21 protein-coding genes are annotated in these 23,141 nt (G+C 43.8%); 10 read left to right on the forward strand and 11 right to left on the reverse strand.

Going from position 1 to position 23,141, the window contains the following annotated elements; genetic code table 11:
• Nucleotides 1–51: 51 nt before the first annotated feature.
• From JKJ11_RS21475 to JKJ11_RS21485, 3 genes are all read right to left on the reverse strand, one after another.
• Entirely contained in the window at nucleotides 52–1,218 is a 1,167-nt protein-coding gene (locus tag JKJ11_RS21475) for a hypothetical protein (protein ID WP_252039145.1), read from the reverse strand.
• Between the two features lie 695 nt (nucleotides 1,219–1,913).
• The gene (locus JKJ11_RS21480; protein WP_006070923.1) at nucleotides 1,914–2,408 is read right to left on the reverse strand and encodes a hypothetical protein; all 495 of its coding nucleotides are present in this window, start codon (nucleotides 2,406–2,408) and stop codon (nucleotides 1,914–1,916) included.
• Between the two features lie 30 nt (nucleotides 2,409–2,438).
• On the reverse strand, nucleotides 2,439–2,951 hold the full coding sequence (locus tag JKJ11_RS21485) for a nicotinate-nicotinamide nucleotide adenylyltransferase (protein WP_038222203.1): 513 nt from the start codon (nucleotides 2,949–2,951) through the stop codon (nucleotides 2,439–2,441).
• A gap of 118 nt (nucleotides 2,952–3,069) precedes the next feature.
• Here JKJ11_RS21485 and nadE point away from each other — a divergent pair, with 118 nt between their 5' ends.
• The gene (gene nadE / locus JKJ11_RS21490; RefSeq protein WP_006070921.1) at nucleotides 3,070–3,900 is read left to right on the forward strand and encodes an NAD(+) synthase; all 831 of its coding nucleotides are present in this window, start codon (nucleotides 3,070–3,072) and stop codon (nucleotides 3,898–3,900) included.
• A gap of 218 nt (nucleotides 3,901–4,118) precedes the next feature.
• The gene (locus tag JKJ11_RS21495; RefSeq protein WP_006070919.1) at nucleotides 4,119–4,364 is read left to right on the forward strand and encodes an HP1242/YdcH family protein; all 246 of its coding nucleotides are present in this window, start codon (nucleotides 4,119–4,121) and stop codon (nucleotides 4,362–4,364) included.
• Between the two features lie 62 nt (nucleotides 4,365–4,426).
• Here the strand turns inward: JKJ11_RS21495 and JKJ11_RS21500 are convergent, their stop codons facing one another.
• Entirely contained in the window at nucleotides 4,427–6,310 is a 1,884-nt protein-coding gene (locus JKJ11_RS21500; RefSeq protein ID WP_503061269.1) for an MOSC N-terminal beta barrel domain-containing protein, read from the reverse strand.
• Between the two features lie 134 nt (nucleotides 6,311–6,444).
• On the opposite strand from JKJ11_RS21500, the gene pyrC reads away from it, so the two are divergent.
• Nucleotides 6,445–7,470, forward strand: coding sequence for a dihydroorotase (gene pyrC / locus JKJ11_RS21505; protein ID WP_006070917.1), 1,026 nt, complete (start codon nucleotides 6,445–6,447; stop codon nucleotides 7,468–7,470).
• A 69-nt stretch (nucleotides 7,471–7,539) separates the two neighbouring features.
• On the opposite strand, the gene JKJ11_RS21510 is transcribed toward pyrC, so the two are convergent.
• On the reverse strand, nucleotides 7,540–7,818 hold the full coding sequence (locus JKJ11_RS21510) for a hypothetical protein (RefSeq protein ID WP_006070915.1): 279 nt from the start codon (nucleotides 7,816–7,818) through the stop codon (nucleotides 7,540–7,542).
• 96 nt (nucleotides 7,819–7,914) lie between these two features.
• Here JKJ11_RS21510 and JKJ11_RS21515 point away from each other — a divergent pair, with 96 nt between their 5' ends.
• The 4 genes from JKJ11_RS21515 to JKJ11_RS21530 all read left to right on the forward strand — a co-directional run bounded on the left by JKJ11_RS21515 (nucleotide 7,915) and on the right by JKJ11_RS21530 (nucleotide 11,321).
• Complete coding sequence (locus tag JKJ11_RS21515; protein WP_031495200.1) at nucleotides 7,915–8,223, forward strand: DUF1289 domain-containing protein; 309 nt, start codon at nucleotides 7,915–7,917, stop codon at nucleotides 8,221–8,223.
• Nucleotides 8,224–8,319: 96 nt separating this feature from the next.
• Complete coding sequence (locus JKJ11_RS21520; protein ID WP_252039146.1) at nucleotides 8,320–8,748, forward strand: acyl-CoA thioesterase; 429 nt, start codon at nucleotides 8,320–8,322, stop codon at nucleotides 8,746–8,748.
• 137 nt (nucleotides 8,749–8,885) lie between these two features.
• Complete coding sequence (locus JKJ11_RS21525) at nucleotides 8,886–9,806, forward strand: M14 family metallopeptidase (RefSeq protein ID WP_038222200.1); 921 nt, start codon at nucleotides 8,886–8,888, stop codon at nucleotides 9,804–9,806.
• Nucleotides 9,807–10,007: 201 nt separating this feature from the next.
• A complete protein-coding gene (locus tag JKJ11_RS21530; RefSeq protein ID WP_252039148.1) occupies nucleotides 10,008–11,321 on the forward strand; it encodes a BamA/TamA family outer membrane protein in 1,314 nt (437 codons plus the stop codon).
• Nucleotides 11,322–11,343: 22 nt separating this feature from the next.
• On the opposite strand, the gene JKJ11_RS21535 is transcribed toward JKJ11_RS21530, so the two are convergent.
• Nucleotides 11,344–12,222 (reverse strand): LysR substrate-binding domain-containing protein, encoded by an 879-nt coding sequence (locus JKJ11_RS21535; protein ID WP_096441940.1) that lies wholly within the window; start codon nucleotides 12,220–12,222, stop codon nucleotides 11,344–11,346.
• Nucleotides 12,223–12,389: 167 nt separating this feature from the next.
• Here JKJ11_RS21535 and nagE point away from each other — a divergent pair, with 167 nt between their 5' ends.
• From nagE to JKJ11_RS21550, 3 genes are all read left to right on the forward strand, one after another.
• Nucleotides 12,390–13,862 (forward strand): N-acetylglucosamine-specific PTS transporter subunit IIBC, encoded by a 1,473-nt coding sequence (gene nagE, locus JKJ11_RS21540; RefSeq protein WP_252039149.1) that lies wholly within the window; start codon nucleotides 12,390–12,392, stop codon nucleotides 13,860–13,862.
• Between the two features lie 371 nt (nucleotides 13,863–14,233).
• Entirely contained in the window at nucleotides 14,234–15,382 is a 1,149-nt protein-coding gene (gene yiaY / locus JKJ11_RS21545; protein ID WP_006070903.1) for an L-threonine dehydrogenase, read from the forward strand.
• Between the two features lie 167 nt (nucleotides 15,383–15,549).
• Nucleotides 15,550–16,410, forward strand: coding sequence for a helix-turn-helix transcriptional regulator (locus tag JKJ11_RS21550; protein WP_252039151.1), 861 nt, complete (start codon nucleotides 15,550–15,552; stop codon nucleotides 16,408–16,410).
• Nucleotides 16,411–16,461: 51 nt separating this feature from the next.
• On the opposite strand, the gene JKJ11_RS21555 is transcribed toward JKJ11_RS21550, so the two are convergent.
• The 5 genes from JKJ11_RS21555 to JKJ11_RS21575 all read right to left on the reverse strand — a co-directional run bounded on the left by JKJ11_RS21555 (nucleotide 16,462) and on the right by JKJ11_RS21575 (nucleotide 23,014).
• The gene (locus tag JKJ11_RS21555; RefSeq protein ID WP_006070900.1) at nucleotides 16,462–16,602 is read right to left on the reverse strand and encodes a hypothetical protein; all 141 of its coding nucleotides are present in this window, start codon (nucleotides 16,600–16,602) and stop codon (nucleotides 16,462–16,464) included.
• A 13-nt stretch (nucleotides 16,603–16,615) separates the two neighbouring features.
• A complete protein-coding gene (locus JKJ11_RS21560) occupies nucleotides 16,616–17,341 on the reverse strand; it encodes a hypothetical protein (protein WP_164491480.1) in 726 nt (241 codons plus the stop codon).
• 81 nt (nucleotides 17,342–17,422) lie between these two features.
• Nucleotides 17,423–18,484 (reverse strand): linear amide C-N hydrolase, encoded by a 1,062-nt coding sequence (locus JKJ11_RS21565; protein ID WP_252039152.1) that lies wholly within the window; start codon nucleotides 18,482–18,484, stop codon nucleotides 17,423–17,425.
• Nucleotides 18,485–18,726: 242 nt separating this feature from the next.
• Entirely contained in the window at nucleotides 18,727–21,855 is a 3,129-nt protein-coding gene (locus tag JKJ11_RS21570; protein WP_198559161.1) for an efflux RND transporter permease subunit, read from the reverse strand.
• On the reverse strand, nucleotides 21,848–23,014 hold the full coding sequence (locus tag JKJ11_RS21575; RefSeq protein ID WP_038227226.1) for an efflux RND transporter periplasmic adaptor subunit: 1,167 nt from the start codon (nucleotides 23,012–23,014) through the stop codon (nucleotides 21,848–21,850). The genes JKJ11_RS21570 and JKJ11_RS21575 overlap by 8 nt, the downstream gene beginning before the upstream one ends.
• Nucleotides 23,015–23,141: the final 127 nt, after the last annotated feature.

The raw sequence follows: 23,141 nt of genomic DNA on the forward strand, positions 1-23,141 counted from the left end.
CAATTTTGGTTTTATTATTTCCAAAGCTCTTTTAAATGAGACATAAAGCTTTTATTTAGACTCATCTTTAACAATACAACTTAGATATCCGTTGTAGACTTCGCTTGGGGCAATTTGGGTTGTATTCGTGCCTGAGATAGATACTGTTTCAGCCCAAGTAATTCCAGCAAAGGTAAACGGACCATTAGTCGTTGTAGTATTGGTCCAATAGTTGGTCATTCCAGGCCAGCTATCATCAAATATCGATGTGTTTTGAGCTAAAGACTTAAGCTCACTACTTGTTGGTGGAGTGGCGCGTGGCGAAATGTATTTACAGTAGCTTTCAACAAGGTTGATACCTGTATTGGTCAAACGTGGTGATGCTACATACGTTTTACTGCCGACGGTTTCCTGCAGATAGCTCTGGCCAGGGAACAACAGAGTGAATTGCTCTTTTGTTGGCGGCTGTACCCAATTACCAAGGTTTTCCGGTCTTTCTGTTACGAGTCTAGTGCTGCAAGACGAAGGTTCGATTGTAGGACTCGCCCCATGTGAGGATAAGCCAAAAGTGCAAAGACTAACCAAAGGTACCGATGAAAGGTTCAACTGTGAGATTGTTGTGTTATAACTTGTGGATTGATTGGAGGTATTATGAGTAAAACCTGGCAAACGAGAGGTTGACTGAAGTACTGTAGTATCAGACTTCAGTGTATAAAATAGATCTGTGACATATGGAGAGCCAGATGGTAATTCATCTATACTTGCTGCTCCAATGTAATCCACACTTAATTTGATTTTTACAGAGGTATCTTCGTCATTGATAATCTCTTCATTGGTTATCGTATTATTCACCTCCCAGTAATCATTAATATCAGTATTAGGTGCTCTGCTGTTTCGAAGCTGAGCGTCGTTATTACCAAATTTAGCAATTATCTTTAATGTATTTGAACAGTTAAAATCACCTTTTTCAATTAAACAGAGTTTTATGTCTTTATTTGTATCACTCTCACTTGGAGTATAAGCCACTCCCTTCGATATGATTTTATCATCGACCATCCAAACATAGTCATTAACACTACCATCTTCTTTATAATGAAAGATTAAGTCTGAATTATCTGACGCAATAATAGGAAATCCTACAGTAGTAAACTCATCCCCTCTTGTTACTGATTCAATTTCAAGCCCATAAACTAAAGACGAACTTACTAAACTACCAAATACTAATATGTAGTTTTTCATACTTACCTCATATTTAAGATTCAATGTAAATCGAAACGACTTACATATCCAAGCTTAAACACAAGAAAATAACAAACCATCCTATTATTCGGTGTTAATTATTATTAATCCAAAACAGAGATCAACATCACTCAATTGACTTCAATATTTAAGTAGTAGCTCTATTTATCAGATGTAGCTGACGATTAGAACAGAAGCACTTTCGACTGTTCTCTCATTAAATACTTCGATTTTTTCGGCTGTATACTCAACACAGTTATTTGTTTTCTTTTGTATCTTGGTTGAGAAATCCCTTACATTTAACGCACAAGGTTCCTGCATGATCTTTCCTTTAAAGGTAATTTGGCCACTAACAGGGTTGCTGTTCACCTTCGAAACCTCGTTAACTGGCTTATTTAACATACTTTCTGATAGTACAGATGTAGAGGTTAAAAGCAAAAATAATGACAAATACTTCATTTCTTACACACCTTATATTTTTCCTACATCTATTATTTAGCAAATATTCTCACGTAAGCAAGTTATTTCTTACATATAAATAGATTAATAAATATTATTTTTCTCACGATTCAATAAGTGATTATTTAATATGGGTATTTTTTAGAGAGAATTAGTACTTATGTAGGAAGCAGATTACTGAAGTAATCTGCTTTAAAGAGATTGGATAGTAATGAAGAGAGTTACCTTCTTAGATACTAAAACGGCACTTCCACCTGCATCATCATATCGCCTTGGTAGTCTTGATGCCAACGGTAGTCCAAGCGTAAACGTGGTTCTTTACCTTTTTCACCAAAGCCAACGCCGAAATGAAGCCCTTGTGCCATCAGCCATTCTTGCATCGACATTTCGTCTTTATGACGAGCGATTTCCTCAGGTACCCATAAACCAATACCAACAAAACTATTTTCTATGTTACCTGTTAGCACAGGTTCGGATTCTTGCGTAAGAAGCCATTGATCCCAATAAGAATCTTGTAGAGAGTTGATAGGAGGTTCGTCTTCTATTAAACCACCAAGCGTAATAACTTGGTTGCCAATATAGTTGAAGGGTTTAGAAATAAGCGAGCAAAACGACTCTTCCTCCGTCGCTTTTAAAACAACAGATTTGTTCGTATTGCTCTCACAAAATGCGAATGCGAGAGGACTATTCACCACTACTACTAAAGCAATACAACTCCACCTTGCTTTCATTTTTATTTTTCGTCCTTGTTATAATCTTTATCAATATAGCTTATGTGCGACCAAATGTTGAGCGACGCTAAGCGTCGTTAAGTGATCTACATTCAAACCTTGTGACAAACTATATCGTATCGTCGTCGAGCGGATCTTCACTTTTTCAGGGCAAGCGAGAATGGACCACCGCTCAACAATATCTTGCGCTTTATAAAACTTGCTAAAGCTGAAGAAATTGTCGGGACCAACAACAAAAGTTAGTTCAGCTTCTGGGTATCTTTTTTCTAACGCCTCCAATACAGCAAAAGTTGTCACAGAGGTTCCTGGTTCGTAAAGAGACTCTTCAATGTTGGAACGTTCAACATTGGCTTGTCCAATGTCAGAGATAAACATGTCCACTAACTGACAACGTATGCTGTAATCGAGCATACTTTTCCCCCATGCATGAGAGATACTAGGAACTAATAGTACTTTGTCAAAATGATTCAGAGATTGAATAACACTCTTATGCCCAAAGCTAGGAGGATTAAAAGCGCTACCAAATATCGCTATTTTTGTCATATGTATCTCAATAAATCGTCTCTCTGCATAGATTGACCCTAACTGTAACTTTTTTTCAGCGATTTTCGTAGGTATCATACGAGAAAATATTTTTTGCTTGCAGGAAAAGGGATCCCACATGGAACAACTAATTCGAGACGAAATGCGCGTGCTTCCGTCTATTGACCCACGCTTTGAGATTGAACGCCGCGTTGCTTTTATCAAGTCAAAACTTCAGCAATCTGGCTGCAAATCTATCGTCCTGGGTATCAGTGGTGGTGTTGACTCAACAACTTGTGGTCGCCTTGCTCAACTTGCAGTGAATGAACTGAATGAAGAAAGTAATTCTAGCGACTATCAGTTTATCGCTGTTCGCCTACCTTATGGTGAACAAAAAGATGAAGACGAAGCACAACTAGCCTTGTCTTTCATTGAACCAACTCATTCTGTTTCTGTGAACATTAAAGCGGGCGTTGACGGTTTGCACGCCGCTTCACATATAGCTCTAGAAGGCACAGGTCTACTACCAGAAGACAGCGCAAAGGTCGACTTTGTAAAAGGTAACGTAAAAGCTCGTGCTCGCATGGTTGCTCAGTATGAAATCGCGGGATACGTGGGAGGGTTAGTGCTAGGTACGGACCACTCGGCAGAAAACATTACTGGTTTCTACACCAAATTTGGTGACGGTGCTTGTGACCTTGCCCCGTTATTTGGCCTGAGCAAACGCCAAGTTCGTGAAGTAGCAGATACCCTTGGCGCGCCAGAGCAACTCGTTAAGAAAACACCGACTGCAGATCTGGAAGAACTCGCACCTCAAAAAGCGGACGAAGATGCGCTCAACCTGACTTATGATCAGATTGACGATTTCCTCGAAGGTAAGCCTGTATCTCAAGAAGTCAGTGATCGCCTCGTTGCCATTTATAAAGCAACACAACATAAACGCGAGCCAATCCCAACGATCTACGACTAAGTTGATTTCCTTCATAGAGCCAGCAATTATTTGCTGGCTTTTTTTAACCCTGTGATTTACCTCTCTGAAATCAGATCTTGCCATCGCTCAACTTTTAATCAGCTTAAAGATGTGCCATTGTTATAACAGCACTAGTGATCACAAGTGCCGTTGGCACCCAGAGTCACTTGTGCGAATGCCCAAGCGAAAACTATTGTTCACCAATAAAAGGGGTTGCTATGTTAGGCGAAGATCACTCTCTTCTGAAGGAATTTCCAGAGCATCAAGACGTTATTCATGCCCTTGCGGCAAGCGATGAAGGCTTTGCAGCTGACACGAAAAACTACAACGCGCTGGATAAAGAAATTCGTGTGTTAGAACTGAACGGTTCTCCTATCGAAGATACCGAAATGCATCAACTGAAACACAATAGAGCGGTACTAAAAGATTCGTTGCATCAACGTATAGTGAGTGCTTCAAAGTAGGCAATAAATAGAAAGTCGGTGCCAGTTGGACACTGGCACCAAACAGCCTCGCAATTCCCTATTTAACTGACAATATCCACATCTGTCTGTGGTACTGCACAACAAGCTAAAACCTTTCCTTCTGCAATTTCACTGTCTTGAATCGCCGGTACATCAGGCTGATGAACTAAGCCCGACTCTACCGTAACCTTACACGCGCCACAAAACCCCGCGCGGCAACTGTGAGCAACTGCAAGACCGGCTTTTTCTGCTTGCTCTAGAATCGTTTGCTGATTGTCCCCCTCAAACACCGTACCATCTAAACTAATTTGTACGGTTTTGACCACTTGTTCCGTTGCAGTAGCGACCCCAAAAGCCTCTTGGTGGTAGTGATCTTCAGGTAGTCCTTTCTTCAACATCAAGTTCTTTGCTTTTTGCATAAAGCCGTCAGGTCCACAAACGAAGACTTGTCTCTCAGTAAGGTCGGCAATTTGTTTTAGATGGGACAAACTAAAACGTCCTTTTAATCCCTGCCAATCCTCTGATGGTTGCGTCAGTGCCAATATCACCGTGAGATTTTTATTTTGCTTCTCTAGGTTTTTCAACTCATTCGCAAATGGGATATCAGCGTAAGTCGAACATTGATGGTAGAACACCACATCTCGTATATCGTTTTGGTCGGTAAGGTCGCGCAGCATCGACATCATCGGAGTTACGCCACTTCCTGCAGATAATAATAACAGCGGCTCATGTTCAGAGTTGGCAATATGGAATGAACCGTTAGGCTTATCGGCAATCAAGGTGTCACCTACTTGAAAATGATCAAACAGCCAATTCGATACTTCTCCACCATCAACTCGTTTCACCGATATCGCTAAGCGCCCAGGACGACTTGGACTTGATGATAAGGTATACAAGCGCTTGACCGCTTTACCATCCATATTGAGTTCTATCGGTAAATGCTGGCCTGCTTTGTAGCTTGGCATTGCACCTTTCTGAGGTTCTAACCAAAAAGTTTCAAAATTCCTCGCGACATGCTCTCGCTCGACACAAACAAATTCTTGTTTATTCGCATCCAGATCCTCGTAGTGCTCTTTGTCTTTGTATTCCAGTACTTCGATAGCATCACCAGTGCGAATCATACCCTCATTCTTTGCCACAAGGTTTTGACCAAAGAACACGCCACCGCGTTCATTGGCACGGAAGCGTGAGAAGGTCGTTAGCGGTTCTTTGCTGGCTCTGAATTCCGCTTTTTCGACATCAACTGTTGTCAGAATGCAACGCTCACATGGCTTTACAGCTTCAAACTCTACATCACCGATCTTAATTCTCTTCCATGAGTCCTCGATAAATGGCTCGTCCGAGTCAACCACTAAGTTGGTTCTGAATTGCTCCATACTATGTACTTCACTGCTTCGCTTATTCAATTCCGCTAGTGAACCGGAGCTAATGATAAGTAAAGGATAGCCGTCTGCAAAGCTCACATTATGACCCAGTTTTTCTCTTACCCGGTTTGATTGCTCGCCAGTGAAAAGTAGCTCAACCCTTTGATTCAATACTTCACTGAACCAATCATCCGCTTCATCTGTTGTCGTGTAAGCAGAAAAACTGTCTGCCCATACTGTAGCGGTCGTATCCTGCATTTTAAATGTACTGTATTGCAGCTTTAAAGGAGGCAGTCCAGGGTAAGTGAAGATAATACCTGTCGGTAGAAGGCTGGATGACACTTTTACCATGTTAGGGTATTTGCGTGCGGTCACCATTGAACCATCGGCCAATGCCACCATAAAACGACGGTCAAAACAAAGCCCTTGTTTTTCAACCCATGAAGAGGAAAGAGAAATACCTCCAACTGACTTAACTGGATAGATATTGATTTGGGAAAGCAGAGTAGATTTTGCCACGACTGAGCCCTTTTTGTTGTTATGTCCATTTGCAGAGCACAATGTTAACGCCTTTTTGCACATTGTCCCAGAAACATAGTGAAATCTAAGTCGTTTTCCTCTATCATCCTGTCGCCTAAACGTAAGCGATTGCATTCACATTTTTCGCGGCCGTTTAGGCTCCGTTTCAAGAAGAATCTAACTTGGTGGGAGCCCAAATGACTACATTGACTATTACTCGTCCTGACGACTGGCACGTTCACCTTCGCGATGGCGAAGTACTAAAAGATACCGTTCGTGACATCAGTCGCTACAACGGCCGCGCATTGATCATGCCTAACACTATCCCACCTGTCACTGACACTGAAATGGCACTTGCGTATAAAGCGCGCATCATGGCCGAAAAACCATCTGAGCAGTTTGAGCCTCTTATGGCGCTGTACCTAACCGACAACACCTCTCAAGAAGAAATTCGTAAAGCCAAATCGGCAGGTGTGGTAGCGGCAAAACTGTACCCAGCAGGTGCAACAACGAACTCAGATTCTGGCGTGACTTCAGCAAAGAACATCTACTCTGTATTAGAGACAATGGAAGAAGTTGGAATGCTACTTTTGGTTCACGGTGAAGTGACTACTCACGACGTTGACATCTTCGACCGTGAAAAAGAGTTCCTCGATACGGTACTGGCTCCAATCGTTAACGACTTCCCTAACCTTAAGATTGTTCTTGAGCATATTACGACAGCCGATGCAGCTCAGTTTGTTAAAAATGCCAACGACAACGTAGCAGCAACAATTACCGCACACCACTTGATGTATAACCGCAACCATATGCTCGTTGGCGGTATCAAGCCACACTTCTACTGCCTACCAATTCTAAAACGCGGTACGCATCAACAAGCATTAGTAGAAGCGGCAACTAGCGGAAGTAAGAAGTTCTTCATAGGTACTGACTCTGCACCACACGCTAAAGGCAAAAAAGAAGCCGCTTGTGGCTGTGCTGGCTCATACACTGCTCACGCAGCAGTAGAGTTATACGCAGAAGTATTCGAGCAAGAAGGCAAGCTAGAGAATTTAGAGGCATTCGCAAGCCACAACGGCCCAGACTTCTATGGACTACCACGTAACACAGATACTATCACGCTAGAGAAATCTGAATGGAACGTGCCAGAAACCATGCCATTCGGTAATGACATTGTTGTACCTATCCGTGGCGGAGAAACGGTCAACTGGCAAGTGAAGTAATTTTTACTGATGTACTTATCGTCAAGGCTCCCATTCTCAATGGGAGCCTTTTTTATTGATTAGGGAACGTTACTGAATCGGCAGCGACGTCATCCCAAAATGAATCGCAACTGGCAAAATTAAAGCTTGAATGAACAAGATAAAACTAATATTGCGGCTTTTTACTCGCACCAAAATTGGCGACAGTGCAAACAGCAGCAAACAGATTGCCGTTAGGGTGGAGTTATCCAAATAGAGCCACAACACTAAATATCCACTTAACAAAGCGAGCGCTATGTTGGAGAATGCAAGCTTGCGAGCTAAGGCGAGAATAAACATCACGCCAATAATTAAAAAGAGTGTCGTCATTTATTTTTGCAAATGATAATTATTACCATTTAATTCTAACGCTCTAGAACAAACTGTGCAACCTATTGATTTAAATCTATGACTAAAACTATTGCTATCGCCACTCCCTGTAAAGCCGCCTGTAAAAACGAAGGTGGCATTTGTTCTGGTTGCTTTCGTACCATGGACGAATTGTCTGCATGGCGTTTAATGGAAGAAGAAGAACGCGATGACAAAATGGAGCAGTTAGCAGGTTCTGCAACTACACACGTTTGCCCCAAATGTGGAGAAGCCGCCTATTGTGACATCTCTGCGGGCCACGATACCTGTTGGTGTTTTGAACTGGACAAGCGCGATACGTCTTCTATCGAAAAATCCGATCTGTGTTTGTGCCGAAAATGCCTCTCAACCCTACCTATTGAATAAACCCCCAAACGGGGTACTCAACTTCGCACCGTTAATGTTGCATTATTGTTAATTCCAAAATAGAGTAAATGCACAAACTTAATAAGGGATAACAATATGGAATCGTTACTTAAGGACTACTCTGTCGTTACAGAGATCCCTGTCGCTTGGGGCGAAATGGATGCACTTAATCACGTCAATAACGCAGTGTATTTTCGATACTTTGAAACCGCGCGACTCGACTACTTCAGTCACATTAATCTAATGGAAGACATGGCAGTCACGAATATAGGCCCAGTACTTGGGGAAACCTATTGCCGCTATAAACTGCCTGTCACCTACCCCGATACATTACTTGTCGGCTCTCGAATTAATGAGGTACAACAAGACCGCTTTAAGATGGAATATCAAGTGGTCAGCAAGAAGCTTGGCAAAGTCACCACGACGGGGACAGCGACGATCGTCATGTTTGATTTCACCACCAATCAAAAAGCCCTGATTTCTGACAAACTCATGTCAGCGATTGAACAAGCAAACCGCGATTAAACGCGATCAAACGAGCCGTTTGGACCGCTAGCTCAGTGGTCCGAAAATGATTTGTCACAATCTTCACACCATGCTCGTTGCACGTTAAACCTTGCAAAGCTATTCTTGCAGCACAAACAATATCGAGAATGGAAACCATGAAAAACCAGTTTCACTACCCTATCGGTACCCCAGGACAGAAATGGACTGAGGAAAACGTTATCCAATGGCGCGAATCGACTACTGTTAAGCGTCTGTACAGCGAAGATGTACTCCCAAAGATCGCAGCGCTAAAAGATACCTTCAATATTGAGCAATATGGTGCGCTTTCATATGATGTTGATCGATTCCCACTCTTCGTATTAAAAACCAAATCTTGGGATTCACAGAAGCCAACGGTTCTTGTTACTGGTGGTGTTCATGGTTATGAGACTTCTGGCGTCCACGGTGCGCTTCAGTTCGCCAGAGAAAACGCCTCTCACTACGAGTCTCTGTTCAACATCGTTATCGCACCATGTGTCAGTCCTTGGGGTTATGAAACGATCAATCGTTGGAACCCGAATGCTGTCGACCCTAATCGCTCTTTCTATACAGATTCACCAGCAGAAGAGTCTGCGAACCTCATGGCGATGGTTGCATCGTTAGATACCACTGTTTGGGCACATATCGATTTACATGAAACAACGGATACAGATGAAAGCGAGTTTCGACCAGCACTAGCGGCACGCGATGGTCTCGACTACATCGAGGACAATGTTCCTGACGGTTTCTATCTTGTCGGCAATACCGAGAATCCCGCAGATGAATTTCAAGCGACGATTATCCAACATGTAGAAAAAGTGACTCATATTGCCCCGCCAGACCAAAATGGCAATATTATCGGTTCTAAAGTCGTTCAGAATGGCGTCATCAATTACCCACTGAAAAAGCTCAGCCTTTGCACCGGCATGACGGATTGTGAGTACTCAACCACAACTGAAGTTTATCCAGACAGTCCAAAAGTCACCTCACAAGAGTGTAACGATGCTCAAGTAGCGTCTGTGGTTGGGGCTTTGGAATATTTAAAGGCGCGTATGTAGTAATCTTCACTCGCGACTCTATAACCCAAGCCACGGCTTGGGTTTTCTATATTTGCACGTATAACCACTAAATTTACAAAACCATTGTTAAAAAGCCGCCAAAATAACCACTTAGTGTTTTCTATCTCCTAAAATAACGTTAGGCTATTTATCGTTACACCATAATAAGAATGAAAAATCTCACAAGGAAGTCTAACTCGTATGACATATCGCCGTATTATAAGTGTCATCGCTGCTATATCGTGCTCACTCACTGCAGTGGTGGCGCAAGGAGCGACACCAACTAACGTCAAGTCGCGTATTGACCGACAGGAAACGCCAGACAGAATTAGAGAATCCATGGTACTGCCTTACCTATTTAGTACAGAGACCATGGGGCTTAATGTCGGTGTTGGCGGCATGATAAAAGGTATCTACCAAGACCAGATGACCATAGGTGGCACTGTCTTTGGAGGTGAAACCAGTTATGCACTAGCTGGAGGTGTTTGGAACTACATGATTCCAGGAACCGAACGCGTGTTCTTGAGTGCATACGGCATGTTTGGGTATTACCCAAAACAACGTGCTTATACTTCAGGTAATGCCTATTACACCCCACCTCGTCCCGGTAGCAATGGCTCATCTAATCTAGATTATTTGGAAGCGGATGGCGCATCTAACTGGTTTGATATCAAGATGGAGTATGTACTTCCTATTGGTGTAACCAGAGACAAAGGACTCGTTGACTATCAGATCCGCAACGGTTTGTTAGTCTCAGAGCCTTCCGGAGGTAAAGAGTGGAATCCGTTGATCAGCGGCTCAACTATCTTTGTAGCTCGCCAATTTAATCGATACCAATCTTTTGAGTTTCAACAAGGGGACGTCGACGGCGCGATTCATGCGATGGAGTTTGGCATACTCTACGATAATACCGACTTTGCCCCCAACCCTTCCTACGGTAGCCGACAATACATCGCAACTTCTCACGATTGGGGCTGGTTTGAGTCTAAAAAGCAGTGGTCGTTCAACGAACTTGATATGAGCAAATACTTTTCGCTCGGCAAGTCGGATTGGGCATCACAACGAATTATCGCGATGAACTTCTGGACCGGTTATTCACCTACTTGGGAAGTAACGGATAACCCTAATGGCACTCAGTCTATAACCGGAAATGCACCTTATAATGAGGGGGCAACTTTAGGTGGCTTTACTCGTATGCGTGGCTACGACAATAACCGATTCCACGACAAAGCCGTGATTTATGGCTCTGCAGAATATCGTTATACGTTGGCCTATAACCCTATTAAAGATATCTCTTGGTTGAATTTCTTGAGAGTAGACTGGATCCAACTTGTAGGCTTTGTTGAGGTAGGTCGCGTAGGTTCTGCCTACACGGCGAACGAACTTCTTACCGATCTCAAGTACGATGGCGGCGCATCAGTTCGTGCATTGATGGCCGGATTGGTCGTTCGTGCCGATTTAGCTAAGTCTCCAGAAAGCACTAACTTCTGGATTATGGTTGATCATCCATTCTAAATTTTCGTTCCGATAGCCAACACTATAGTTGGCTATCGATCCAATGAATAAATGTCCGGATTTTTGGTCTTTCTTCATGACCATTTAGACATACCAAATCATAAGTTTGGCTAGTGCTCATTGAAGGGTAAGGGCAAACCAACTCGCCTCTCTCAATATAGTCTTTAACAAAATAATACCTCCCCATCGCTAAGCCAAGTGAGTTCAGGGCTCCGGTCAGATCTAACCCTCGATGCCCAACACAATAAAAGTGTCTAAAGATATTGAGATCATAGTCGTGATATTTAATCCAGCGCTCCCAGACATTTGACCCTAATGCATGTATAAGATTGACCTCTTTCAGTCCATCTAGGCCACGTTCAAAGAGCTTAAGTCGTTGAGCGTATTCAGGCGAACAAATAGGAATATAGCGCTCACCAAAGAGAGGTTTAACGAAGCAGTCCTTTGGTTTGTCATCGCCATAGTAAAACGCGATATCAACTTGGTCGTTCTCGAAGTTCTGTTGCTCTTCGTGGACAAGAATATTTACATTAAAGTTGGGGTAGCGCTGATTAAAATCTTTGAGTCTTGGTACTAACCAAGACGAGGCAAAATTTGGCGAACTGGCTATCGTGATCTCCCCACTCATATCCGTCGATTTAATTTCTTCGATCTCACCAAAAATGGAGTACAACGATTTTGAAAGCGTTTGATGAAACCGTTCGCCCTCCTCTGTAAGCCCCAGTTTCCTTGTTCCTCGGGTGAATAGATTAAAACCAAGCGACTTCTCAAGCACCTTAATTCGATGGCTCACCGCACCCTGAGTCAAGTGCAATTCCTTCGCTGCAAGGGTAAAACTCAGTACTTTTGCTGCGACATGGAAGGTATGCAGATTCCTCAATAAGGTTTGTTCATTCGCCATAACACGGCCTCTACTTATTAAAAATTTTAATCCATAGTACCCGAAAATTAGTTTGTTCGCATCGATAAATAAGTTTCAAATAGCAACTAGAAAACGAATAAACACCCTGTCGTTGCAAGCAAGTACAGGGCGCAAGTTCCGTGGATAATAAACACAAAGAGGTTTGAATGAACATACTCGGCTATATGCAAAAAGTAGGTAAGGCATTAATGGTTCCAGTGGCCACCCTGCCTGCCGCTGCGATTTTAATGGGGGTTGGATATTGGTTGGATCCAACAGGTTGGGGAGCAGACAGTACCCTTGCTGCGTTTTTAATTAAGTCCGGCGGTGCAATCATCGATAACATGGCAGTGTTGTTTGCCGTTGGTGTTGCATTTGGTTTAAGCAAGGACAAGAATGGCTCTGCTGCATTGTCTGGTTTTATCTGCTTCTTAGTACTGACAACTCTTCTTTCTCCAGAAACCGTGCAGCAACTTAAAGGTATTAGTGCTGACGAAGTTCCAGCAGCCTTTGGCAAAATCTCCAACCAATTTGTTGGTATTATTGTCGGTATAGTCTCTGCTGAAATCTACAATCGCTACTCAGGTGTAACGCTACCTAAAGCGCTGGCATTCTTCAGTGGAAAGCGCCTAGTCCCTATTCTGACTTCTATTTCGGGTATGCTGTTAGCCTTCGTGCTTCTATATGTCTGGCCTGTAGTGTATGACGCTCTTATCGTGTTCGGCGTTAAACTTCAATCTATGGGTGCATTAGGAGCAGGTCTATTTGGCTTCTTTAACCGATTAATGTTGACCGTTGGCATGCACCACGCCCTGTACCCTGTTTTCTGGTTTGATGTCGTTGGCATTAATGACATTCCTAACTTCTTAGGCGGTGCTCAGTCTATTGCTAACGGAACAGCTACGGTTGGTGTGACTGGCATGTATCAAGCAGGCTTCTTCCCAATCATGATGTTTGGTCTTCCTGGTGCAGCATTGGCGATTTACCACTGTGCAGATAAAAAGAACAAATCAGCCGTGTTTTCTATCATGCTTGCTGCTGCGATGGCCTCTTTCTTTACAGGAATTACTGAGCCACTAGAGTTTAGCTTTATGTTCTTAGCTCCAGGTCTGTACTTACTTCACGCCGTACTGACTGGTATTTCACTATATATTGCTGCAAGTATGCAGTGGATCGCAGGATTTGGTTTCTCCGCCGGTTTTGTCGACCTAGTCCTGTCTAGTCAAAACCCGCTTGCTGTTCAGTGGTATATGCTTATTGTGCAAGGCTTAGTTTTCTTCGCCATTTACTACTGCGTGTTCCGTTTCGCTATTTTGAAATTCAACTTAAAAACGCCAGGTCGTGGTGAAGACATGGCTCCAGAGCAAGAAACAGCGGTAGACGGTGATCAAGGTATCGAAGGCTTAACTCACCAGTATATTGAAGCCCTAGGTGGTAGTGACAATATTACTGAAGTAGACAATTGTATTACTCGCCTACGCCTATCAGTAAAAGACTCTGGCATTGTAGACAAAGAAAAACTCAAACAACTTGGTGCCGCAGGCGTTGTTCCAGTTGGTAAGAACGGTATTCAAGTCATCATAGGACTAGGAAAGGTCGACAAAGTCGCCGAACAGATGAAAGTCGCTTTAGCGCAATGATAACGGACTCGTGATGTAAACCCTTTCTCAATTTGTTGAATCACCTTCAACAGAGAAAAATCGGCGGTATCACCTTACCGCCTCCCCCTCGAAGTGCAGAGTCGCTTAGTCACCGACTTTGCACTTCTTTTTAATCCGCTAACCTACTAATTTATAATATAAATATTCTCATAACATTCAGGCTAATCAAATTTCGACTATTTCTATAAAATCTGCGCTAGTTTGCTATTCAAACCTACTGTTACTCTTCAATCAACGATAAAAAGCACCTCTAAAGTGGTAGTACGAGTGCTTTACTGCCCCCGCGGTAATGCCACTGTTTCTTGAGATGTGCGGTCAAAAATATTATTAAACATTGAACGAGGTAGAGCATGTCTAACGCTTTCTATATTCCATCATTAAACCTAATGGGTGTCGGCTGTCTTGAAGAAGCGGTAAACGCTATTAAATCACATGGCTTTACTAAAGCTCTTATCGTTACCGACAAGGTTTTAAACGAGCTGGGCGCAGTAAGTAAACTCACTACTTTGCTTGATAGTGCAAACGTAGCAGCGGTTGTGTTTGACGAGACTAAACCAAACCCAACTATCGAGAACGTGAACGATGGCTTAGCGCTACTAAAAGGCAATCAGTGTGATTGTGTGATTTCATTCGGTGGCGGCTCCCCTCATGATTGCGCAAAAGGTATCGCATTGCTTGCGACTAACGGCGGAGAAATCAAAGACTACGAAGGTGTTGATGTATCAGCGAAGCCTCAGTTACCGCTGATCTCAATCAATACAACGGCAGGCACTGCTTCTGAAATGACACGTTTCTGCATCATCACAGATGAGGCTCGCCACATCAAAATGGCAATTGTAGACAAGAATGTGACGCCAATTATCTCTGTAAACGACCCTGAGTTGATGCTGGCTAAGCCTGCGTCTCTTACAGCGGCAACTGGGATGGACGCACTTACGCACGCGATTGAAGCTTATGTGTCTATCGCAGCTACACCAGTCACGGATGCCGTTGCGATCAAAGCTATCGAAATGGTGCAAGCAAACCTTCGTGAGGCGGTGCAAAACGGTGACAATCTAACTGCACGTGACAACATGGCTTATGCGCAGTTTATGGCAGGTATGGCGTTTAACAATGCTTCACTGGGCTATGTTCACGCTATCGCTCACCAACTTGGTGGCTTCTACGATCTTCCTCATGGTGTATGTAACGCAATCTTGCTACCACACGTTCAGCAGTATAACGCTAAGGTAGTACCTGCACGCTTAGCTGACGTCGCGCGCGCCATGGGTGTTGATACTAATGGCATGACTGATGAGCAAGCCGCGAATGCAGGTCTTGATGCTATTCGTCAGCTATCTAAAGATGTGAACATTCCGGCTGGTCTTGAACAGCTTGGTGTAAAACGCGACGACTTCGATGTACTTGCAGAGAACGCGCTAAAAGACGCTTGTGGTTTCACCAACCCTAAACAAGCAAACCACGAAGAAATCGTAGCCATCTTAGATTCAGCGCTGTAATTATTCGACACGTTTAACGTGCAACATCACAAAAATGCAGGCCAACCGATTGCCTGCATTTTTGCGTTTAAAAAGCTCCCGCCTTTCCTAACTCAGATCAATGTTACCTTCTTGCCATCTCCTTACTATTAGCTTTCAGGCGATGAAAACAGAAAGACGCATTATTTATGCATAAACTAAACAGCTTTAGTCGAGTGGCAGAACGTGAGTACGCACTATCTACCGGTAGCTTAAACTTACTCTATTACGATCTTCCAAAAGACTTTCACGATGAGTACCGCTCTTACGATGCTCCTCGCCTGTGTACCATTTTAAAAGGCACCAAATCGGTGAGTGTCAATCAGTCGCAGAGCTTCCAATACAACCGTGACCAATTTGTTCTGTTACCACCTAATTCGAACATCTACATGAAGATGCCTGAGTACACCAAAGCACTGGTGTATGAGTTCGATGAACAAATGATTGAAGGCGTCAGTCAACGTGTTGCTGATACTCTAGAAGTCGATTCACCAACAGCATTAGAGTCACAAAGTTTCGCGGTCAATTCCATCAACAAAAGAATCGACAAACTACACACTCGAATGCAAGAGATCCTTCGAGAGCAAGAAGCCTGCATGGACTTTCTGATCGACCTGACCGGACAAGAATTGGTGTTTGAGTTGCTGCGCAATAATACTTGCCAAAGTATCATCTCGAACCATCGCTCTCACCCCATCAGTAAAGCGATTAGGATTATGAATTCACCTATGGGACTAAAGATGACGTTAGCTCAGGTAGCAGAAGAAGTGGGATTGTCTCAGTCGAGTTTTTCTCAGAAATTTAAAGCAGCAACACAGCTAAGCCCTAAACAATACCTCACTCAACTTAGACTGCAGTCCTCAAAACAAAGTCTCAACAAATTGAGTGTTACTGATGCTGCCTATGAAGCCGGATATGACAATATTTCTCACTACATAAGACTGTTTAAGAATGCTTACGGCCTAACTCCAAAGCAATACCAACGTTCGCTAATTCATGGCAGTCATTAAAAATGGTGCCTTAATTAAAAGGCACCTCCTGTTCTAATCGTCGCTAGAACACTATTCAGCGTTATTCTTGCCTGAACTCCAGCGACGAAGTTCAAACCAAAACATCATAAAGGCCGCACCGATTAGAAACGCCAAAATAAAACTGCGGTCATCCATGACACACATGGCAACAATGTCTAGTGTGTCTTCCACAGGTTTACCTCAACTAAAAGTAATAGCTGGCTTGTAGCCAACTGACCGTGTCTTTCTTGCTCACTTTATTGTCCGCGGTATGCTCAACTTTGAAACCAATGGAGGCGTAATCAGTCACCATATAGCCGCCGCCAATTTCTATTTGTGGAACAAATTCTTTGGCGCGAGTAATGTATGTCGCTTTAGGGTTGGCATAGAGCCAGTGACCAGCATCAAACCCATACATCGCATAAAGACCGCCTTGAACTAACGCCGAGTTTTTAAAGGACGATTTACCTTCTACCGCGATGTCGTGCTTGCTATCCATATAGCCACCGTAAAGCATTGGAAACACAGAGATATTAGGGGTAAGTTCGATCTTGTAGATAGCACCCGCTAGCGTCGTCGTGATATTTCGATTTCCGATGACATCCAAGGAATAACCTAGGCCGTCGTTAACCTTAAAATAGCGAACGCGGTAATCTATATCTGTCTTGCCTTCAATATCTTTCTTGTCACCGATACCTAAATCAGCGAAGACCATATGCCCTTGTCCCCAACCAAATACACTGTTGAGTTGAGTACGATCGTTTGATCTAGACAGCCCAACCATTGAGAATAGAGCCGTCGGGTCGCCATAGTTAATATCTTGAACCGAAGCTTCTGGAGCGACATCTTTTTGGTGAGTCGATGTCACTTCATTTGCCCAAACGCCCGCAGTAATCAAACTTAGAGCCATGGCAGTTATAGTGTTTTTCATATTTATACCTAATTAAACAAAAATCCCTTTAATTAGGTCATCCGTGGATTTCACAAGGCATTGCCAGAGTGATAAGAAGGGTTAACTACACGTAGAGAAGGTAGCGATATTTGATAGCTCAGCTTGTTCTACTAAATCAGCGCACGATACGGTTTTGATGTCGTTAAGCTGATTGAGGTCGATGCGAATCTCACTGTACGTATCAAAGTTGCGCATCTTGAATGAGCCATTTTCGAAGTTGTAGGTATATTGAATCCAGCTGGCATATGTTTCACCGTTTGCTGGGTCAATAATGTCTTGGGGCACCAGATTCCCTGAATCGAATGTGGATTGGAGCTTACCTTCTGTCTGTGCCCATGAAGCCTGTGGGTCAAACTTAACATGAGCAGAGTTGTACAAGCCTCGTAGCATTCTTTCTGGGGATGAGATGGTAGAACCGATGTCATGACCATTTTCGACATGATTAAAGTCACCTACTTTTGTCGCATTCTCATCGTGATATTGCTGCAAAGGGGCGTTCGCCATTACTCGCAGTTTGTCGTTCACAGAACCGCGATGCACCATCATTTTGCCGCCTTCATTGAGCTCAAACAAAGCAATGTCACCAGATTTGTCCTGTACCGAAATATGCAAGCCATGCTGGGTACCATGAATACCATCGGCCCAAGCAAACTGGAATTCATTTGCTTCAAACGCAGCGACCGCTTCTTCTACCGTTTTAAAGTTTTGCGCCATGAAAGCTGCTGCATCACCCCAGTTAACTGCCGGTGCACCGGTGTCCTTATAATCCTTGATGAATGCTTGCGAATCGTACATATATAAAGTTGAAGCAGATAAACCTTGATTGTTGATAGCTTCACCCGATGTATCGACAAACACGGCACGTTCTTCTAAGTTCAATGTCGGATACTTCACCGTCCATTTCGCCGCGGTTTTGTACGATGGAACCGCTTTAGTTGCCACCTCAACACCCGCTGGTGACATAATCGCATACGTACCAAGTTTCTGTCCCCAATCAAGTGTTCTAACTTGAGATACACCATATGGCGTATCAAGCGTGATACGAGAACATGCGTTGGCGGTTCCAACGAGTGCACTTGATGCTGAAGCAGCTAATGTAAGCGCGATAATTGTCTTCTTCATTTTCAACCCTCTAATATGTTCACGGTAGCAAAACCGTGTTTTGTCACCTGTTGATAGAGCGAACTTTAATCGCTGAGTAGAAGTACATCAAAGTGATTAGTATATAAATATCGAATAGGTCAATCGAAAAGAGGAAGTAGTAAGGTAGGAAACATCAACCCTTTCCCTCTGGCATACAGCACCAAAGGGAAAGGTTAGTTTTAATGATTACAATGAATTAAAATCGAAAACCATCACAACAATCATACTGCTGTTGTGTTTTGATTATCTTTAACTGGAAAGTACACTCGTTTCAGTTTGCTAAAAGCTTTGCCTATATCCTCAAGAATCACATATAAGCACGGAACGGCAATGAGAGTTACGACGGTGGCGTACATCACAGCAAAGCCTAAAGCAACGGCCATAGGTTTAACAAACGCCGCCTGAAGACTGGTCTCGAACATGATGGGCAACACCCCAAAGAACGTAGTGATAGAGGTCAGCGTTATCGCCCTAAACCTCGCACAGCCAGCTTCAACCACGGCTTGCTTCGCACAATCACACCGCGCTTTGATTTGGTTGACGTAATCAGTCATCACTAACGAGTCATTAATCACAACCCCCGCCGCCGCAATCAAACCAAATGTGGACATCATGCTCATATCAAGGCCATAGAAATAGTGCCCCCATATCGCACCTGTTAGGCTAAACGGAATAACAGACATAATGATAAACGGCTGGGCATAACTTTTTAATGGCACAGCCAATAGAATGTAAACCGTTATCATCCCTGCGATAAAGAACACTATCTGCTCTGCTTTTTGCTTTTGCTGTTCCTCAATGGTGCCACCCAACTCAGTTTTCACTTCAGGGAATTGAGCGCGTAGTTCCGGAAGCACATTATTTTCAATATTCTTCACTGCTCTATCGGGTTCAATCACCGCTTCGTCAATAGAACCATAGATATAAACCGTTCTAAAACCATTCTCTCGTCGTATTTGGTTGATGCCCGGCTTACTGGTGATATTAACCACATCGCCCAACATCACTTTTTTGCCTGATGGGGTATTAATCAAGGCATAGCGCAGTGAAGAGAACGCTTCTCGGGTCAACTTAGGGTAGCGAACCATTACCCTGACTTCTTCAGTATTCCGAAGTACTCGCTGCGCCTCTCCACCATAAAAGCTGCCTCCAACCTGCGACGCTACATTAGCGAGATCCAGTCCGAGATCATAAGCCACAGGTTTCAGCGAAAGTTGTACTTCGCGACTGCCCGTATCCATCGAAGAACTGATATCAAACAACCCCGTCTGGAGCTGAAGCTTTGAAATCAGCTCACGTCCAGCGGCATTCAGCACTTCCATATCAGGGCCATACAGCAAATAACCAAACTCGTCGCCCTCTTCGCCACCAGCCACATTATCGTTAATAACAATGGATTTCAGACCAACAATCGTCGGCATTTTTTCGCGCCAACGACGAGACAGCTCAAACGCATCAACTGGACGCACGTCTTCATCAACAAGAGGAAGGATGATCATGCCTTCGGTGCGACTCGTGTTAATCGTCATCATGTCGCGAATAACAGGCTGCCCGTACTCTTGCTCTATATCCTTGTCGACCTCACTCACCACTTTTTCAAGAGTGAGTAAGGCATCAATCGTTTGTTCATCGGACGCATTGCTGTTCATCTCAATTTTGATCATTGGAAAGTCAGACGGAACTTTAGGGCTAGGGATCATACGTACATGCCCTGACGTCAGCATTGCCGCACTGATAACCAAAATTGCGATAAAGCCAGCCATCACAGACCAACGCCACTCCACACACCACGACACGGTGCGCTTGTATGGCCCATTAACAAAGCGGAAAAATGAGCGATTGAAACGGGCACGATAACTGTTCTCTTTGACTGGGGTAAATTTGGTATGAGCCAAATGCGCTGGCAGGATGAGTTTCGACTCTATCAAGCTGAAAATCAGACAGAAAATAACAACGATAGAAAGACCATAGAAAAAAGCCTTCTCTGGTCCTGTCGAGAATAAGAACGGAACAAACACAGCAATAGTTGTCAGTACCCCAAATGTTGCAGGGGTTGCGACACGCTGAGCGCCACGCACGACATTAGTGACCCCTCCACCTTCTTTTTCAACCTCGGTGTAGACACTTTCTCCTATGACGATGGCGTCATCTACCACAATACCGAGCACCATAATAAACGCGAACAGTGTGATGATATTGATACTGACATCAAACAGCGGCATCAGCATAACCGCTCCTAAGAAACAGACCGGTAAACCAACCATAACCCACATAGCTAAGCGGAATCGCAGGAAAATAGTCAGCAAAACCGCTACCAGAACCGCACCTTGCAACAGGTTCTTAAGCATCATATCCAGTCGAGCATTCAAGTAGAACGTCATATCCATCAAAGTGTTGAGTTGAATACCGTGAGGTAACGTTTGATTTCTTGCGTCAATAAAGCGCTTCACCGTCTCGGCCACAGGCACCATATTTTGGGTTTTGGTTGCCTTAACCGTCAAATAGATACCGTTCTCACCTGAATACTTAAAGTAGTGTTGCCCTTCAGTAAACTCGTCTTTTATTTTGGCAATATCACCCAATAAGACCTTGGAGCCATTGGCGCCAACTTTGACGGGTATCTGCCGAAATTCAAAACCATCGTAGTACTGGTTCTCAATTCGAATCGACACTAAACCCGTACTAGTCCTGACTTGTCCTGCGGAAAAATTTGCCGAGTATTTTTGAATCGCCGCGACTACATCGTCAAGCGTTAGATCATAGGTTCGTAGCTCATCTGGGTGAATTTCAATACCGATTTCATCGGGTGGAGAGCTGACTTCAACCAAAGAAACGTCATTAAGCTGTAATAGTTCTTTCTCTACCTGCTTCGCAATGGTTTTCAGCTCTGATAACGACGTATTGCCTGACAGCACCATACCAATAACGTCTTGCTTAAACTCTATCTGCGTGACCTTAATCGGCTCCATCGCCTTGGGGAAACTAGCTATGGCATCGACTCGCTGCTTTACCTTATCCAGTACTTCCATAAGGTTTGCCTTGGTATCAATTTCCAAAGTTACCGCACCGCCACCTCGATAAGCGTCAGTCACCGCTTTTTTAATCTCGGTGACATCTTTCAGAGACTCTTCCACTTTGATTAGGATCGTCTCTTCTATTTCCTGAGCAGAAACCCCTGGGTAAGACGCTGTCACATTAATGTAGTTGATTTCAAAATTTGGGAACATCTGGCGCTGAATCAGAAAGTAGCTGACGGTTCCCATGATCAAGATAAACGCCATCAAAAGGTTGGCGGCTACCGAGTTATTGGCAAAAAGGGCGATAATGCCGCGTTGAGTGGACTTACTCACTGGCTTCTCCTTGGTTCACCAATACCTCTGAATTACTATTCGAGCGAATCACCGACATTCCAATTTGCGGGAACTCGGGCACAGTTAATACCAGCTCATCGCCTGTTTTCACACCAGAATCGATAAAGAAGTTTGCCTGCTCTTCACGCAAAACATGGACACTTTTAGGGACGAGCTTGTCTTCTTGATCGACAACCCAGACTCGCTCATCAGTGACCAACTCTTGCGGCACTTTAAACAGGTTTGGGATCTGTTTACCGTTGAAGACCACTTCAACATATGAACCAAAAGGTAATGGTTTGGCATCCGTTGTCAGCGCATAAGGGTCCTTGATTCGAATCACTAGGTTTGCCATACGCGTAGCACTGTCTACCACTCCTAGATCTCGCATAATCACACCATCTCGAACCGAGTTAGTGCGACCTTTAGAAATGACGTCGGCTTTCACTCCTACAATATTGTCAGGTAAGAAAGGCGCATCGAAGCCTGCAATGGGTACCATCACCTCTGCTGATTCAATGTTATTCAGCTCTGCAACTTGTGCGCCTGAAGTAATGTACTGACCAACACCGATGCTTCTGGAGACCACCAACGCATCATAAGGCGCTTCAACTTCACAGTTGGCAAGATCACGATTGGCTCTGCGCAATGCAGCCTGCGCCGATTTAACGCTGGCCTCAGCGCTTAGCACTTGAGGAATACGCAGATAGAGGTCCGAGACTTGGGTATCTTTGATTTTCTTTGCCTGTCTTTCGGCAACTTTCGCCTTAGCACGCTCTTCAATTAAGGCCGCTTGCGCCTGCGCGAGTTGTGCTTGGGCTTGCAGCACCGCTGCTTGATAGTTATCTTTTTCGATGGTGAAAAGAATTTCGCCGCGTTTTACCACGCCGCCTGCCACAAAGTTCGGATGCCAACTGGTAACTTCACCGGAAACTTGTGTTGATAACGCAGTGCGCTCAAGTGGCACTACCTCACCAAAACTTGAGATTTGCACCTGATGATTTTCGGCTTTTAGGATTTGGGTTTTAACTCTTGGGACGGTATCGACTTGTTTTTGGTCTTCAATTTCTGGAGCCGTTTGCTCCACTAGCATAAAGCCACCAGCGGCCACACCTAAAATCGCGAATGGTAGAATCCATTTAATACTGCGCTTGAACATAGCTTCCCTTGATTTATATTCTTCTGCTTTGATTATTGTACGTAATTTCAGCTAGAGAAACTGTAAGGAAACCTCATCTTTTTCTGTGTTTGTGTGAAGAGCAGCAATAAGAACAAGAAGGTATGCA

Origin of the sequence: Vibrio sp. SCSIO 43133 (genome assembly GCF_023716845.1) — a bacterium.
GTDB lineage: Bacteria > Pseudomonadota > Gammaproteobacteria > Enterobacterales > Vibrionaceae > Vibrio > Vibrio mediterranei.

What these genes read in the sequence shown, in the direction of transcription:
- JKJ11_RS21475 (WP_252039145.1), bottom strand. Translation starts at nt 1,218, where the DNA reads ATGAAAAACTACATATTAGTATTTGGTAGTTTAGTAAGTTCGTCTTTA.
- JKJ11_RS21480 (WP_006070923.1), bottom strand. Translation starts at nt 2,408, where the DNA reads ATGAAAGCAAGGTGGAGTTGTATTGCTTTAGTAGTAGTGGTGAATAGT.
- JKJ11_RS21485 (WP_038222203.1), bottom strand. Translation starts at nt 2,951, where the DNA reads ATGACAAAAATAGCGATATTTGGTAGCGCTTTTAATCCTCCTAGCTTT.
- nadE (WP_006070921.1), top strand. Translation starts at nt 3,070, where the DNA reads ATGGAACAACTAATTCGAGACGAAATGCGCGTGCTTCCGTCTATTGAC.
- JKJ11_RS21495 (WP_006070919.1), top strand. Translation starts at nt 4,119, where the DNA reads ATGTTAGGCGAAGATCACTCTCTTCTGAAGGAATTTCCAGAGCATCAA.
- JKJ11_RS21500 (WP_503061269.1), bottom strand. Translation starts at nt 6,310, where the DNA reads ATGTGCAAAAAGGCGTTAACATTGTGCTCTGCAAATGGACATAACAAC.
- pyrC (WP_006070917.1), top strand. Translation starts at nt 6,445, where the DNA reads ATGACTACATTGACTATTACTCGTCCTGACGACTGGCACGTTCACCTT.
- JKJ11_RS21510 (WP_006070915.1), bottom strand. Translation starts at nt 7,818, where the DNA reads ATGACGACACTCTTTTTAATTATTGGCGTGATGTTTATTCTCGCCTTA.
- JKJ11_RS21520 (WP_252039146.1), top strand. Translation starts at nt 8,320, where the DNA reads ATGGAATCGTTACTTAAGGACTACTCTGTCGTTACAGAGATCCCTGTC.
- JKJ11_RS21525 (WP_038222200.1), top strand. Translation starts at nt 8,886, where the DNA reads ATGAAAAACCAGTTTCACTACCCTATCGGTACCCCAGGACAGAAATGG.
- JKJ11_RS21530 (WP_252039148.1), top strand. Translation starts at nt 10,008, where the DNA reads ATGACATATCGCCGTATTATAAGTGTCATCGCTGCTATATCGTGCTCA.
- JKJ11_RS21535 (WP_096441940.1), bottom strand. Translation starts at nt 12,222, where the DNA reads ATGGCGAATGAACAAACCTTATTGAGGAATCTGCATACCTTCCATGTC.
- nagE (WP_252039149.1), top strand. Translation starts at nt 12,390, where the DNA reads ATGAACATACTCGGCTATATGCAAAAAGTAGGTAAGGCATTAATGGTT.
- yiaY (WP_006070903.1), top strand. Translation starts at nt 14,234, where the DNA reads ATGTCTAACGCTTTCTATATTCCATCATTAAACCTAATGGGTGTCGGC.
- JKJ11_RS21550 (WP_252039151.1), top strand. Translation starts at nt 15,550, where the DNA reads ATGCATAAACTAAACAGCTTTAGTCGAGTGGCAGAACGTGAGTACGCA.
- JKJ11_RS21560 (WP_164491480.1), bottom strand. Translation starts at nt 17,341, where the DNA reads ATGAAAAACACTATAACTGCCATGGCTCTAAGTTTGATTACTGCGGGC.
- JKJ11_RS21565 (WP_252039152.1), bottom strand. Translation starts at nt 18,484, where the DNA reads ATGAAGAAGACAATTATCGCGCTTACATTAGCTGCTTCAGCATCAAGT.
- JKJ11_RS21575 (WP_038227226.1), bottom strand. Translation starts at nt 23,014, where the DNA reads ATGTTCAAGCGCAGTATTAAATGGATTCTACCATTCGCGATTTTAGGT.